This is a genomic window from Maribacter halichondriae (genome assembly GCF_027474825.1).
GTDB lineage: Bacteria > Bacteroidota > Bacteroidia > Flavobacteriales > Flavobacteriaceae > Meishania > Meishania halichondriae.
In genome coordinates, this window is the sequence record NZ_CP107030.1 from 4,276,426 (window position 1) to 4,290,734 (window position 14,309).

The window sequence follows — 14,309 nt, forward strand, 5'->3', positions numbered from 1 at the left end:
TTTATTATTAATCATGCTACTTTTCTTTGTTCTGTCAAATACCTTTTAAAAGGTATTTGATTGTCGATTCCCTGATGTCTTCTTCTGTTATTGTAATAGTCAAAATACTTTTTCAATTGTTCGTACAGGTCGATTCCCGAATCGGGTGGGTTAAGGTATATACTTTCGTATTTGACACTTCTCCACAGTCTTTCTATGAAAACATTGTCGATAGCCCTTCCTTTGCCATCCATGCTCAGTTTTATTTCGTTGGATAGGACCGAACGGGTAAATACCTCGGATGTGAACTGGCTTCCCTGATCGGTATTGATAATCTCCGGTCTGCCGTGCACTGATATGGCCTCTTCCAAGGTCTCTTTGCACCATTGGGCATCCATGGTGTTCGATACCGACCAGTTGAGTACATAACGGCTATGCAAATCTATGATGGCCGCCAAGTACATAAAGCCCTTGCGCATCGGTATGTATGTGATGTCGGTCGCCCATACTTGGTCAGGTCTTTCAACTTTCAGGTTACGTAAAAGGTACGGATAAACTTTATGCGCCTTGTTGCGCCTAGAGGTATGTTTGCCCGGCATAATGGCTCTTAGCCCCATTACCTTATAATATAACCGGTCTATACGCTTTTGGTTTACCTTGTACCCTTTGTCCATGGTAAGCCAAGTGTGCATTCGCTTGGCCCCCTTGAAATAATGGTCGGCGTAATGTTCGTCCATAAGGCGCATAAGCTCTAGGTTGAGTTCGCTTTCACCTTTAGGTCTGTAATAGAACCCCGAACGGTGAAGCTGTAAAAGTTTTGACTGCTTTACGATGCTTAGGCCGGAATGATCCTTGCTTATCATTTCTCTTCGTTCTTTGATGGGTCTTAGCGCAAGGCGTTCTTTAAAAAATCAAGCTCCACTTTTTGCTTGCCGATTACTTTCAGCAACCGGTCTTCCTTTTCCTCGGCCTCGCTCTTGGGAGATCTGCCTCCTTGGTGAACACGGATTCGGCCTGTGATAGAAACTCCCGTTTCCATAGATTGACCTGCTGGGGCGATATTTCGAACCTTTGTGCGAGTTCCTTTGCCGTTTCACGCTCCTTGAGTGCCTCTAAAACTACCTTGGTCTTGAATTTTGAAGTGAATTTTCTTCGTGTCATATCAGTAAATTTAAGTTTCTTTTTATGAACTTAATTTACTGTCCTATTTTCGGGGGGATGCTCAATCCTGTTGATGAAGAAGGTACTACATTCTTTGAAGAAACAAAAAGTAAAATTAATAGCCTTTGTTCTTTAGGCCTCAATAAAAAACTTTATTTAGATAATAAAACTGTTGCACTTTCAAAAAAAGAATTACAGGAACAACAAGAAATACAAACCAACTTTACCCCAGTCAACAATGACGACTTTGTCTTTTCTTTGATGCTGCATAATACAATAAACAAACATTTCAACCGATCCGACTTTAAAAGTGATGATTTATTTGCTGAAATCGGAATGAGTAAATCTCAAACAAGTCGAAAGATCAAATCATTAACAGGACAAACTCCAAATCAACTTATTCAAGAGTCCCGACTTCAAAGCGCATTGAATAAAATGTCGCAAAACCAAAAAACAATTGCCGAAATCGCTTACCAATCTGGATTTAATAGTCCAACGTACTTTACCCGTCTTTTTAGGAAAAAATTTGGAATTTCTCCAACTGAATTCGTAACCCAACTCACTTAATTTCAAAAAAATATTGTGATTGAATCAATTGTTTCAGGATTTGAATCAATTGTGAAATACTTTTGTTTCTATGTGTTTCATATTTGCATCATAAAGTATGATAAATATTTAACACATAAAAAATTTCAATCATGGAAACAGTAAAAGTATTTAATCCAGAACATTACAAAACAACAACTAGAGAGCAATGGCAAACGGCCGCAGAAGCATGGCATCGTTGGCGTCCAACCTTAAAAAATTGGCTAGGACCCGCGACTGACCTCATGCTCGATATGGCAGAGGTTAAAGAAGGATATCGTGTATTAGATATTGCAGCTGGCGCTGGAGAACAATCAATCACCGCTGCGGAGAAGGTTGGACCAAACGGGTATGTTCTAGCAACTGATCTAGCGCCTAAAATTCTTGATTTTGCATTAGAACTTGCCTCTGATAAAGGAATTAATAATATTGAAACGAAGGAAATGGATGGTGAAAACCTAACCGTTCCTGATAATTCCTTTGACACCGTGATTTCAAGAGTTGGATTGATCTTCTTTCCTGACCAACAAAAAGCGCTTAAAGAAATGAAACGAGTTTTAAAACCTGGTGGATTTGTAGCTGCTATTGTTTATTCTACCGTTGATAAAAACCTGTTCTTTTCGACTCCTGTTTCAGTGATTAGGAGGCGTGCTCAACTTCCTCCTCCCTTTGCTGGACAACCCGGTCCTTTTAGCCTTGGTGCGGAAGGTGTATTAGATAACGCGTTCAATCAAGCTGGTTTTATCAATGTTCAATCCAAAACGGTAAGTGCTCCAGTAAAGATGGACAAGGCAGAAGACTGTGTTCAATTCGAGTATGAATCTTTTGCTGCACTCCATCAAATGCTTGGGGGCTTATCAGATAGTGAAAAAGCTGCAGCTTGGGAAGAAATTCGTGTTGAGTTATCAAAATTTGAAGATGAAAATGGTTTCTCAGGGCCATGCGAGTTAGTAGTAGGGGTTGGCCAAAAACCACTAGAGTAATAACTACCTACAACAACGTATATAAAAAGTAGCTATTCAAGCGCAAACCACGAGGTTTGTGCTTTTTTATTTTCTTAGACTAATTCATTAGTATGTAATTGTTAATCCGCTACTTTTCATATACAAGAGCGATAACGAAACTTTCTCAATCCTATATTTTGCTGCATTATTACCTCGTATCAAAACAACAATAAACAAAAAGGCCCCACCAATTAAATCGCGAGGCCTTTTTCGAATTAATAATCTCTTATAATATATAATCCGTACTCACAAAATTAGAGAGTTTGGTCTCCAACAATTTTTCTATGGTCTCATTGTTCAGCTCATTGTCCTTAAAGGCGACAAACGTACGTATGGAGAAAGAGCGCAAGGCATCGTGAACGCTGAGAGTAGCTTGTGCCGAATCTTTTTCTTCCCGTAAACGGATAGACATCCGGTCCACGTTGGCAAGAGCTATTTAAATTGACACGACAGACCAAATTGACCAAGGTATCGATTAGCGGGGCCAAGGCGTAAACATCTTTCCCGAATAAACTGACTTGCTGTCCATAATTGCTTTCCGCCATGTCATCTAAAGGTTCCTCAATATCGGAAAACGATAGTACAGGAATCACAGGCCCGAACTGTTCCTCTTGATAGACGCGCATATCTTTGGTAACGGGATATAATACCGCAGGCCAAATATAATTTTCGAATCTTTGCCCGCCCTTTTTATTCATAATCTTTGCGCCCTTGGCCAAAGCATCGTCAATCAATTCTTGAATATAATCCGGTTTGTTCGGCTCCGGAAGTGGGGTCAGTTTTACCCTTTCATCCCACGGGTTCCCAAATTTCAAACTATCCACGGCCTCAGAAAAATCCTTTAGAAAGTTTTCGCTGATGGCATCATGTACGTATACCACTTTGAGGGCCGTGCAACGTTGCCCGTTAAAAGAAGTAGTGCCCGCGACCACCTCATTGATAGTAAGCTTCATATCGGCATCCGGAAGTATTATAGCAGGATTTTTAGCTTCTAGCCCTAATACCAATCGCAATCGATTACTTTTCGGATGCTGGTTCTGTAAGGCATTCGCCGATTTACTATTGCCAATCAGTGCCAGAACATCGACTTTTCCCGTTTGCATGATAGGTGCTGCTACGGCCCTACCCCTTCCAAAGAGAATATTGATGACTCCCTTAGGAAAACTATTTTGAAAAGCCTCCAACAAAGGTGTTATCAACAACACGCCATGCTTGGCCGGTTTAAAAATGGCCGTATTTCCCATAATGATAGCGGGAATCAATAAGGCAAAAGTTTCATTCAGGGGATAGTTGTACGGCCCTAAACACAACACCACGCCCAAGGGGCCTCTTTTTATATGGGCATAAACCCCATCGTGCTTTTGAAACTTGGCCGAATTGCGGTCCAATTGTTTATACTCCTCCAGTGTATCGTAGATATAGTCGACCGTACGGTCAAATTCCTTTTCGGAATCGGGCAAGGATTTGCCAATTTCCCACATCAACAACTTCACGATTTCTGCGCGTTTGGTCTCCATTTGAGTCACAAACTTTTCCATGCACTCGATTCTATCTTTAACATGCATCGTCGGCCAAACTCCTTGGCCCCTACCATAAGCTTTCATGGCCGCATCTAAGGCATCTAAAGCTTCCGGCTCACCCATATCGGGAATACTACCCAGAAGGGTCGGGGTATACGTATCCGAAGCAGAGATGGTGGAAAAAACTTCGGTTGTCGCACCTTTCCACGCTTTTAGTTCACCATCGACCAGATATTTTTTTGGTCGATGACTTCGGTTATCTTAAATTCACTGGGTATTTTATTCATAGTTGAAAGCGTATTAAAATTCTAAAAATGGGGAAATGAAAAATCCCTGATCACTCAGGGATTTAGTCGTTATACAATCGGTTTCATTGCGGTCATTGAAGCTCTTAATCGGGCCCCGACTATTTCTACAGGATGTTCCCTAAGTACTTTGTTTACGGCAATAAGTTTTGCATTATCGACCTGGTTCGACTTTCCTTCTCCGTATTTCTTACCGATGACATCAACATCCACCTTTTTCATAAAGTCGGCCAACAAAGGCTTACAGGCGTGGTCGAACAAATAACAACCATATTCGGCCGTATCGGAAATTACCCGGTTCATTTCGAACAATTTCTTTCTAGCTATGGTATTGGCAATCAAAGGTGTTTCATGTAAGGACTCATAGTAAGCCGATTCACCGATAATACCTGATTCGGTCATGCTCTCATAAGCCAACTCAACACCGGCTCGCACCATGGCCACCATCAGAACACCATTATCGTAGAACTCTTGCTCGGAAATTTTATCGTTTCCGGCAGGGGTCTTTTCAAAAGCGGTTTCCCCTGTTTCGGCACGCCAAATCAATAAATTTTTATCGTCATTGGCCCAATCTTCCATCATGGTTTTTGAAAAATGCCCGGTCATGATGTCATCCATGTGTTTATGGAACAGCGGGCGCATAATCTCCTTTAGTTCTTCGGATAGCTCAAAAGCCTTGATTTTAGCAGGATTTGAAAGACGATCCATCATATTGGTGATTCCCCCATATTTCATGCCCTCGGTGACGGTCTCCCATCCATATTGGATTAATTTGGATGCATATCCTGAATCTACCCCTTTCTCGATCATTTTATCAAAACACAATATGCTTCCCGTTTGCAACAAACCACACAAAATCGTCTGCTCGCCCATAAGATCCGATTTTACCTCGGCGACAAAAGAGGATTCCAACACACCGGCCCGATGTCCGCCAGTAGCCGCAGCATAAGCCTTGGCCTGTTCCAATCCCTTGCCCTGCGGATCATTCGATGGGTGTACCGCTATTAAGGTTGGCACACCAAATCCTCTTTTATATTCCTCCCGAACCTCGGAACCAGGACATTTGGGTGCCACCATGATGACCGTTAAGTCTTCACGGATCTGCATGCCTTCCTCTACAATATTAAAACCATGGGAGTACGAAAGCGTAGCACCCTGCTTCATCAAGGGCATAATCGTGCTTACAACGTTGGTATGTTGTTTATCGGGTGTCAGATTGATGACCAAATCGGCGCTCGCAATTAGATTTTCATAGGTATCCACTTTAAAACCATTTTCGGTGGCATTGATATATGATTGTCTCTTTTCTTTGATAGCCGCCTCACGCAGGGTATATGAAATATCAAGACCTGAATCTCGCATGTTCAATCCTTGATTCAGGCCTTGTGCCCCACAACCAACGATTACTATTTTTTTGCCTTTCAATGCAGCTACACCATCTGAGAACTCACCAGCTTCCATGAAGCGACATTTTCCAAGTTGGGTCAATTGATCTCGTAATGATAGTGTATTAAAGTAATTTGCCATGAATAAATAATTTTTATGTCATTCCCATGATGATGGAAATCTGTTTATGTAATTACGTATTGATTATGATTTAACTGTTCTGAAATTCTTTAAGAATGGCCGAAATCTTCATTTCGTCCTTAGTGACGGCGATTCTACCCGATCGTACAAACTGCATGATGCCAAACGGTTTGAACTGTTCGTGCATTTCATCGATCTCACTTCTTCGACCAGACTTTGCCAAAACAAAAAAGTCGCGTGCCACCGTCACAATCTGAGAATTACTATCTTTAATAATATTTTGAATTTGTCGCTCATCGAACAGTAAATTCGATGCAATCTTGAACAAGGCCGATTCTTGATAAATAGTCTCGTCATCGGTGTGATAAAATGCCTTGATGACTTCGATTTGCTTTTCTATTTGCCCTACAATGTTGCGCACCCAATCCTCCGTCGTGTTTACGACAATGGTGAATTTAGATACATTATCAATTTCTGACTTAGAGACATTTAAACTCTCTATGTTAATGTGACGCTTTAAAAATATACCTGATATTCTGTTAAGCAATCCAACATTATTTTCGGAGTATACCGAAATGGTGAACCATTGTTTTTTCATTATCTATGTGCTACAATTCTAATTCTTTTATAATCTGCAAACCATTTTCCGTTTCTGAACAAATCAGATCGAAGGCTTTCTTGTACTTCTATCAGTATATCATGAACATCTGAATCATCGACATCTTTGAAAAATGGAGCTGCGAACATGGTAAGCCAATCCATAATACCGGTGTTTTTATCCGCCAATTCAGTCGGACGGTCATACAATTCTGAAAAGCTAACCTTAAACCCTGCCGCCTCAAGTTCTGAAGTATACTTCCCGATAGAAGGAAAGTACCATAATTGCAATTTAGCTTGCTCCCCATACCCCCTTATTAAAAGGGATTTTCTCAACTGATCGGTTATTGTCCGTACATTGTCTTTACCTCCAAACTCAACGACCATTCTTCCGCCAGACCTTAAGCTTTTATACATACAACCAATTGCCGCTTTGTGGTCCACGACCCAATGTAAGGCCGCGTTTGAAAAAATAGCATCAAAAGGTTCATAAAACTCAAAATCACCGGCATCGGCTACTTGAAACTCGCAAAGTGGAAAACTGAACTTTGCCTTTTCAATCATCTCAGGCGAATTGTCAATACCAACTACACTTGAGGCCATCTCGTTGATTTTATTGGTCAACTCTCCTGAACCACAACCCAAATCAAGGATTCTTTCATGCGATTTCGGATTTAATAAATCAAATAACGCGACGCCATAGTCATATACGAACGAATGCTTGTCGTTGTATAATGCAGAATCCCATTTGTGTGCTATTTGTTGCATTGCCCCACCTTAACCCCTCTCTGGGGAGTGCATTTTTTTATTTTCTCACTGAGATAATCAATCCGGTTGACCAGTTCAATTTGGTCAAAGTGAAATCCTCTCGCTTTTCCAAGTAGTCTATCAACCCATCCACATTATTTTGATGGCCATCGGGCCAATTGGGTTGGGCGGTCATGTCATCAATGATATAAAATCCGCCTGTTTTGACCATATCCAAAATTTCGCTGATTTCACTATACTTCCCTGGCCAAGAATCGGCAAAGATCAAATCGAATTTTTCTTTTTGATGATGCTTAATCCATTCCGTGCCGTCCCTACCAACAATTTCAATTCTTTCGTCCTTTCCAAAGTACTGTTCTGCAATGCCAATCAATTCAGGGTCATTGTCAACCGTTATCAATTTCGAATTAGTGTCCATTCCATCGACCATCCATGCAAGACTTAAACCGATTCCCGTACCCAGTTCCAAAAACCTACCCTTTGGTTTTGAGGAAATTAAGGTCTTCAGTAAGGTACCAATGAATACGTCGGAAGGCATGGTAAATCCGATTTCTTCGGATTTCCTATTTATCTCCTGATGGATTTTAGGTATGTCAAGTATGTTTGTGTCGTTCATTGGTCATTAATGCTTGTAAGACCTGTCAGGTTTTGGAAACCTGACAGGTCTACTTCAATCGAATATCAGAAACCGAGGCTCCAGAAGGAATCATCGGAAAAACATTATCTTCTTTCTCCACTTTTACTTCCAAGAAATAGGGTTTGTCCGAGGCAATCATTTCCTGGATCGTAGCCTTTAAATCCTTTCGTTCACTGACCCGTTTGGCCTCGATGTGATATCCCTCCGCAATTTTCACAAAATCCGGATTGGTCATAACGGTCGAAGCATATCGTCTTTCAAAAAAGAGTTCTTGCCATTGACGGACCATACCCAAGTGATCATTGTTCAATACAACAATTTTTACAGGAACCTGATGTTGAAAAATAACCCCAAGTTCTTGAATGGTCATTTGATAGCCACCATCGCCAATAATCGCGACCACTTCACGATCCATGGCACCCATTTTGGCGCCAATGGCTGCCGGAAGGGCAAAGCCCATGGTTCCCAATCCTCCAGAGGTAATATTACTTTTGGAATCCTCGAACTTGGCATAGCGACAGGCAACCATTTGATGCTGCCCAACATCGGTTACGATGACGGCCTTGTTTTTCGAAGCAATATTGATTTCTTCGATGACCTCACCCATAGTCAATCCTTCTTTTGTCGGGTGGATATCATTTTTAATAACCTGATCAAATTCAATTTGATATTTCTTCTTGAACTCATTGTGCCAAGCCTCATGATTGTTTTCATTAATCAAAGGAAGTAATAATGCTAAGGTTTCTTTTGAGTCGCCAAGAACTGCGACATCGGCCGTTACATTTTTATTGATCTCGGCCGGGTCGATTTCAAAATGGACGACTTTGGCCTGTTTGGCATAGGTATCCAAACTGCCTGTCACACGGTCGTCAAACCGCATGCCTATGGCAAGTAGCAAATCGCATTCGTTAGTTAGCACATTGGGGCCATAATTACCATGCATCCCTACCATGCCTACGTTCAATGGATGACTAGTCGGAATGGCCGATTCGCCCATGATGGTCCATGCAGCAGGAATTCCCGCTTTCTCTATCAAGGCCGTCAACTCTTTTTCTGCTTGGCCCAAAATAATGCCCTGTCCCCAAACGATATAAGGTTTCTTTGCTATATTTATCAGTTCGGCAGCTGCCTCAATGGCCTTCATATCAGGTTTTGGCACAGGATTATAACTTCGCACCCCTGTACATTTTTCATAGACAAAATCCAATTCGTCGAACTGTGCATTTTTGGTTATATCGATGAGAACCGGTCCTGGACGACCCGATTTGGCAATATAAAAGGCTTTTGCCATAACTTCAGGAATCTCTGAAGCCTTGGTTATCTGATGGTTCCATTTGGTCACTGGGGTAGAAATTCCGATAATATCGGTTTCCTGAAAAGCATCGGAACCCAGTAAATGTCGCGGTACCTGTCCCGTAATACAGACCATGGGTGTTGAATCGATCTGTGCATCGGCCAGACCCGTAACTAAATTCGTAGCGCCAGGACCTGAAGTCGCAATGGCTACCCCGACCCTTCCCGAAACCCTGGCATAGCCTTGCGCGGCATGCGTAGCTCCTTGTTCATGGCGGGTCAAAATATGTGTCAACTTATCCTGAAATTTGTAAAGCTCATCGTACACGGGCATAATAGCCCCGCCCGGATAGCCATAAATTAAATCGACTCCTTCAGCCAACAAGCAATGGATAATAGCCTCTGCACCACTGATTTTCTTACTGGTCGGCTTTTTAGCTTCTGTCTTCTTTTCTTTTAGTGTTTCCATTTTAAAACTCAAGTTCAAGTGTCAAGTTCAAATTCAAAACATTGCTCACTATAATGTTAACCTACTACTTCTATATTTCATCAGTAACACAGCCTTGCGAGGCTGAAGAAACCGTTTTTGCATATTTATACAAACTTCCCCGTTTCACTTTTAATGGGGGTTGTTTCCAATTGGCTCGTCTTTCCGATATTTCTTCCTTAGTCAGCGCTACCGAGATTTGATTTTTTTCAGCATCTATGGTAATTACATCACCATCTCTCAAAAGACCGATGGCGCCGCCTTCTTGGGCTTCCGGGCAGACATGGCCTACTACAAAGCCGTGTGTTCCTCCTGAAAATCTTCCGTCGGTAATCAAGGCCACATCTTTACCCAATCCAGCTCCCATAATGGCAGCGGTCGGTTTGAGCATTTCAGGCATTCCAGGGCCACCTTTTGGGCCTTCATAGCGAATAACGACTACATCACCTTTTTTTACTTCGCCTCTTCCGATTCCGGCATTTGCCAAGAACTCGTCGTCATAAACCTTGGCCGGGCCTGAAAAATGAAGTCCTTCTTTGCCTGTAATTTTAGCTACCGCCCCTTCTTCTGCTAGATTGCCATATAAAATTCTTAGGTGCCCGGTTTCCTTAATCGGATTATCCAAACCGTGAACGACTTGTTGTCCTTTTTTTAAGCCAGGTAGTTCGGCCAAATTTTCGGCAACGGTCTTTCCTGTTACAGTCAAACAATCCCCATGTAACATACCGTTTTCGAGCATGAATTTCATTACGGCCGGTGTTCCTCCTGCGTGATGCAAATCTTCCATCAAATATTTTCCACTTGGTTTCAAGTCGGCCAAGAATGGAGTGGTATCACTGATTTTTTGAAAATCATCGATGGTAAAATCCACTTGTGCAGCTTTGGCAATTGCCAAGAAATGTAGCACCGCATTCGTAGAACCGCCTAAAAGTGTCAACAGACGAATGGCGTTCTCGAAGGATTTTCTGGTAATAATGTCACTTGGTTTGATATCATTTTCGAGCAAGTGTCGTAATGCAAAACCAGCATTTATGGCATCTTTTTGTTTTTCCTTACCAATTGCAGGATTTGAAGAATTAAACGGCAAGGCCATTCCCAATGCCTCGATTGCGGAAGCCATGGTATTCGCGGTGTACATGCCACCGCAAGCCCCTGCGCCAGGGCAGGCATTTTGAATCACACCTTTATAATCTTCTTCGTTCATCGTTCCCGCAACTTTTTCGCCCCACGCCTCGAACGCAGAAACGATGTCCAATTTTCTATCCTTGAAACATCCGGAAGCGATTGTTCCTCCATAAACCATTACCGATGGCCTGTTCAAACGGATCATCGCCATCAAGGCTCCTGGCATATTTTTATCACATCCCACAACGGTTACCAATCCATCATAGTTCATGGCCTGTACGACCGTTTCCATAGAATCGGCAATAATATCACGCGAGGGCAAAGAATAGCGCATGCCGTAGGTACCCATAGAAATGCCATCGCTCACACCGATTGTGTTGAATACCAAACCTACCAAGCCACCTTTTTCGGTTCCTAATTTAACCTCCTGTGCCAAATCGTTCAGGTGCATATTACAAGGGTTGCCTTCGTAACCTGTGCTGCCGATTCCGATCAGTGGTTTTTTGAGGTCATCTTCATTCAGACCTATGGCATACAACATAGCTTGCGCAGCTGGTTGGGTAGGGTCTTGGGTAACATTTTTACTGTGTTTGTTCAGTTCCATCTAAGCGTGTTCTTCTTTTTATGAAATCCGTGGTATTTACTAAGGTTATCAAAGATAATTGTTTCGATTGCCCTTGGATTTTAACAATTGATGCTGATTTAAATTCAATTGACATTATATTAATTTAAGTTTTTGATAATCAAATAGATAACCTCATTTTTTTATCATATTCAATAGTTCTTGTAGCAGTAATAAAAAACTTAATTGCATAAAAAAGCCTGTGTCAAATTGAGGTCTGATACAGGCTTTCTTAAACGATAAAATCTATATCATCCGCTTTGAGGGGTGATATGAACCACATTGTACATGTCTCTTTTTATTTTCAATATTACAATGCTAGAAAAATAATTTTGAATAATAATTTAATTATAAAGGCTTACAAATTTTGAAGCAGTTTGAAAGAAACAATATCCCCGAATTTTTTTGCGCCAAGATTGAAATTGCCTTATCGGTAAGTTGTAATATTCTTGGGTATCCACCCGTCGTTTGGCCATCTTTCATAAGTAAAATAAGTTTTCCCGCAGGGGTCAACTGTACCGTACCTGGTAGTGTGGCCGAGGTAAGCATGGAAACTTCATGCCCATGAATAGTTTCATTCAACTGATAGGCCATGCGGTTATTCTCTTTTGCAATCGAAAAATCGTAACCAAAGAGTTTTTCCAATTGCTTATCCCCCAACATATTATATTCTGGACCTTTTGCAACTTCCAATACTTTTTCCTCAAAATAGGAGTCAATCTTAATTTCTTCTATTTTAGGTTTAAAAATTGAACAAGGCGTATAAGGTAATATACTCCTGTCCTTTAAATAGGTTACTCGGGTCAGCGCTTTTGAAAATGAACGACTGCCCAGTACTTTTGGAGTCGTAAAGCCATCTTTCACGGCAAGATAACTTCGAAACCCATTTTCTAATTTGCCGTAAGACAAAATATCGCCAATGCCTACTTCATGGACCTTGTAGTTAGAAATAGGTTGATTATTCAATGTAGCGGACATCTTAGCTCCGGTAAGTACTATAAAAGTATTCTCTTCGAACTCGATCGTGGGACCGGTCATCGTAATCTCAAGAACTGCGGCATCCTCCTCATTTTCCAGAAGTGCATTCGCCATTGATAGCGCCAGGCCGTCCATGGCACCCGAGACGGGTACGCCCTTGTCTCGATAGCCGAATCTCCCCTTATCTTGAACGGAAGTGTAAAACCCGGACTTTAAGAGCTTAAGCATCAATTTTTGTTTTTTCCACTTTATAAATACCTACTTCGCTTTCAATTTTATGCAGATCATATTCCGCCCTAGAAATGGAATAAAATTGAATCTTATCCCCAACGCTAACCAAACATGGTTCTTTACGTTCGGCATCGAAAATGGGTACGGAACAATTTCCAATGATATTCCACCCACCGGGGGATTCTTGAGGGTAAATCCCTGTTTGTTTACCGGCCAGTCCTACGGCTCCTTTTTCCACTTTTAAACGGGGCGTGTCTTTTCGGGGAATTTCCAATGATTCTGGTAAACCACCCAAATACATGAACCCTGGAAGAAATCCGATACCGTAAACCGTATAGATAGAGGCGGTATGCTGTTCTATAATCTCATCTATTTCCATGTCCAGTTTATCAGCTACTTCTTCAAGGTCAATGCCGAAATTCAGGTCATAGCAAACGGGCAACCTCCATAAAAATCGTTGTCTTGGTTTTACCTCCCCTTTTTCACCATACCAGGTATACAGCTTTTTACTAAAATCTTGAAAATCAACGCTCTTGTCATTTTGAACCAAAGTCAATGAATTGTATGCGGGAATCATCTCCCACCCACTTTCTTTAAGGCAATTATTTTTTAGATATTGATAGAATCGGAGTATGTCCTCTAAAATAGCTTCCTCTACCGCATTGGGCCATTCGATTAAAACGGCATGGATTCCAAAGGGCCTTATTGAGATTTCGTAGGGGCTCATTTTCTAAGATAAATATGTTGATCAGGCAATGTTCTGGAAAGGTAATTTAAAATTTGTAAAGCGGAAACCGTATCGCCATGAACACAAAAAGTTTCTGCCTTAATTGGCACGTCACTGCCGTTGACCGTTTTGACCCTACTATTTTTTATCATTCTGACGATATGGTCTAAAACCTCCCTAGGTTCTTCTAGTAAAGCATAGGGGAGTTTTCGTGATACTAGACTTAAATCCGGATTATAATTACGGTCCGCAAATGCTTCCCTTTTAATGCTCCAACCTTGTTCCAAAGCTTTTTGCTCAATGACGGAGCCGTATGGAACATATAGAAAAATATTGTTTTTAAAGGAGTTGATTGCTTTTAAAAAGGTCCTTGCCAGTTCTATGTTTTTGGCAATATCGTTATACAGGGCGCCATGTGCCTTAATATGATGTAAGGGTACATCTTCAGCTTCCAATATTCGGGAAAAGTCTTGAAGTTGCCTTTGGATACTTTCCCTTAATTGTTTTTTCGAAATATCCATCGAGACCCTTCCAAAATTCTTCTTGTCAGGATAAGAAGGATGGACGCCGACCTTGACCTGATTTTGTTTTGCCAATCGAACCACTTCCGACATGGTATTGTCATCACCAGCGTGACCGCCACAAGCTATGTTGCAAGAAGAAATCAACGGCATGAGGTCACGCTCGTTTCCAATGCCTTCACCTACATCACAATTGATATCGATAAAAAATTCCTCCATTTAGAGCCGTTTAAGATTTTGTC

At 41.5% G+C, this 14,309-nt stretch carries 13 protein-coding genes and 2 pseudogenes; 2 read left to right on the forward strand and 13 right to left on the reverse strand.

What is annotated here, in order from left to right; all coding sequences use genetic code 11:
• Positions 1-11 precede the first annotated feature (11 nt).
• The 3 genes and pseudogenes from N8A86_RS20065 to N8A86_RS22100 all read right to left on the reverse strand — a co-directional run.
• The gene (locus N8A86_RS20065; RefSeq protein ID WP_337251679.1) at positions 12-842 is read right to left on the reverse strand and encodes an IS3 family transposase; all 831 of its coding nucleotides are present in this window, start codon (positions 840-842) and stop codon (positions 12-14) included.
• Positions 843-865: 23 nt separating this feature from the next.
• Positions 866-1,018 (reverse strand): hypothetical protein, encoded by a 153-nt coding sequence (locus tag N8A86_RS20070; protein ID WP_273566996.1) that lies wholly within the window; start codon positions 1,016-1,018, stop codon positions 866-868.
• Positions 1,019-1,029: 11 nt separating this feature from the next.
• Positions 1,030-1,140: pseudogene (locus N8A86_RS22100) on the reverse strand (transposase); the annotation flags it as partial.
• Positions 1,141-1,164: 24 nt separating this feature from the next.
• Between N8A86_RS22100 and N8A86_RS20075 the strand changes: the two are divergent.
• Positions 1,165-1,707, forward strand: a complete 543-nt coding sequence (locus N8A86_RS20075; RefSeq protein ID WP_273566997.1) for a helix-turn-helix domain-containing protein — start codon at positions 1,165-1,167, stop codon at positions 1,705-1,707.
• Between the two features lie 131 nt (positions 1,708-1,838).
• On the forward strand, positions 1,839-2,708 hold the full coding sequence (locus N8A86_RS20080; RefSeq protein WP_273566998.1) for a class I SAM-dependent methyltransferase: 870 nt from the start codon (positions 1,839-1,841) through the stop codon (positions 2,706-2,708).
• Positions 2,709-2,955: 247 nt separating this feature from the next.
• Here N8A86_RS20080 and N8A86_RS20085 read toward each other — a convergent pair.
• From N8A86_RS20085 to pxpA, 10 genes and pseudogenes are all read right to left on the reverse strand, one after another.
• A pseudogene (locus N8A86_RS20085) lies at positions 2,956-4,536 on the reverse strand (NADP-dependent glyceraldehyde-3-phosphate dehydrogenase).
• A 69-nt stretch (positions 4,537-4,605) separates the two neighbouring features.
• On the reverse strand, positions 4,606-6,081 hold the full coding sequence (gene ilvC, locus N8A86_RS20090) for a ketol-acid reductoisomerase (protein ID WP_273566999.1): 1,476 nt from the start codon (positions 6,079-6,081) through the stop codon (positions 4,606-4,608).
• A 70-nt stretch (positions 6,082-6,151) separates the two neighbouring features.
• Positions 6,152-6,679, reverse strand: coding sequence for an acetolactate synthase small subunit (gene ilvN, locus N8A86_RS20095; RefSeq protein ID WP_273567000.1), 528 nt, complete (start codon positions 6,677-6,679; stop codon positions 6,152-6,154).
• Entirely contained in the window at positions 6,679-7,446 is a 768-nt protein-coding gene (locus tag N8A86_RS20100) for a class I SAM-dependent methyltransferase (protein ID WP_273567001.1), read from the reverse strand. Before N8A86_RS20100 ends, ilvN begins: the two co-directional genes overlap by 1 nt.
• 37 nt (positions 7,447-7,483) lie before the next feature.
• On the reverse strand, positions 7,484-8,062 hold the full coding sequence (locus N8A86_RS20105; protein ID WP_273567002.1) for an O-methyltransferase: 579 nt from the start codon (positions 8,060-8,062) through the stop codon (positions 7,484-7,486).
• A 49-nt stretch (positions 8,063-8,111) separates the two neighbouring features.
• Positions 8,112-9,845, reverse strand: a complete 1,734-nt coding sequence (ilvB, locus tag N8A86_RS20110; protein WP_273567003.1) for a biosynthetic-type acetolactate synthase large subunit — start codon at positions 9,843-9,845, stop codon at positions 8,112-8,114.
• A gap of 70 nt (positions 9,846-9,915) precedes the next feature.
• The gene (gene ilvD / locus N8A86_RS20115; RefSeq protein WP_273567004.1) at positions 9,916-11,592 is read right to left on the reverse strand and encodes a dihydroxy-acid dehydratase; all 1,677 of its coding nucleotides are present in this window, start codon (positions 11,590-11,592) and stop codon (positions 9,916-9,918) included.
• A 366-nt stretch (positions 11,593-11,958) separates the two neighbouring features.
• A complete protein-coding gene (locus N8A86_RS20120; RefSeq protein WP_273567005.1) occupies positions 11,959-12,816 on the reverse strand; it encodes a 5-oxoprolinase subunit C family protein in 858 nt (285 codons plus the stop codon).
• Entirely contained in the window at positions 12,809-13,546 is a 738-nt protein-coding gene (gene pxpB, locus N8A86_RS20125) for a 5-oxoprolinase subunit PxpB (protein ID WP_273567006.1), read from the reverse strand. Before pxpB ends, N8A86_RS20120 begins: the two co-directional genes overlap by 8 nt.
• Complete coding sequence (pxpA, locus tag N8A86_RS20130) at positions 13,543-14,286, reverse strand: 5-oxoprolinase subunit PxpA (protein ID WP_273567007.1); 744 nt, start codon at positions 14,284-14,286, stop codon at positions 13,543-13,545. Before pxpA ends, pxpB begins: the two co-directional genes overlap by 4 nt.
• Between the last annotated feature and the right edge of the window lie 23 nt (positions 14,287-14,309).

Bases quoted from the DNA above. Each gene is read 5' to 3' on its own strand.
- N8A86_RS20120 (WP_273567005.1), bottom strand. From the start codon at position 12,816: ATGCTTAAGCTCTTAAAGTCCGGGTTTTACACTTCCGTTCAAGATAAG.
- ilvB (WP_273567003.1), bottom strand. From the start codon at position 9,845: ATGGAAACACTAAAAGAAAAGAAGACAGAAGCTAAAAAGCCGACCAGT.
- N8A86_RS20065 (WP_337251679.1), bottom strand. From the start codon at position 842: ATGATAAGCAAGGATCATTCCGGCCTAAGCATCGTAAAGCAGTCAAAA.
- ilvN (WP_273567000.1), bottom strand. From the start codon at position 6,679: ATGAAAAAACAATGGTTCACCATTTCGGTATACTCCGAAAATAATGTT.
- pxpA (WP_273567007.1), bottom strand. From the start codon at position 14,286: ATGGAGGAATTTTTTATCGATATCAATTGTGATGTAGGTGAAGGCATT.
- N8A86_RS20105 (WP_273567002.1), bottom strand. From the start codon at position 8,062: ATGAACGACACAAACATACTTGACATACCTAAAATCCATCAGGAGATA.
- pxpB (WP_273567006.1), bottom strand. From the start codon at position 13,546: ATGAGCCCCTACGAAATCTCAATAAGGCCCTTTGGAATCCATGCCGTT.
- ilvC (WP_273566999.1), bottom strand. From the start codon at position 6,081: ATGGCAAATTACTTTAATACACTATCATTACGAGATCAATTGACCCAA.
- N8A86_RS20070 (WP_273566996.1), bottom strand. From the start codon at position 1,018: ATGGAAACGGGAGTTTCTATCACAGGCCGAATCCGTGTTCACCAAGGA.
- ilvD (WP_273567004.1), bottom strand. From the start codon at position 11,592: ATGGAACTGAACAAACACAGTAAAAATGTTACCCAAGACCCTACCCAA.
- N8A86_RS20100 (WP_273567001.1), bottom strand. From the start codon at position 7,446: ATGCAACAAATAGCACACAAATGGGATTCTGCATTATACAACGACAAG.
- N8A86_RS20080 (WP_273566998.1), top strand. From the start codon at position 1,839: ATGGAAACAGTAAAAGTATTTAATCCAGAACATTACAAAACAACAACT.
- N8A86_RS20075 (WP_273566997.1), top strand. From the start codon at position 1,165: ATGAACTTAATTTACTGTCCTATTTTCGGGGGGATGCTCAATCCTGTT.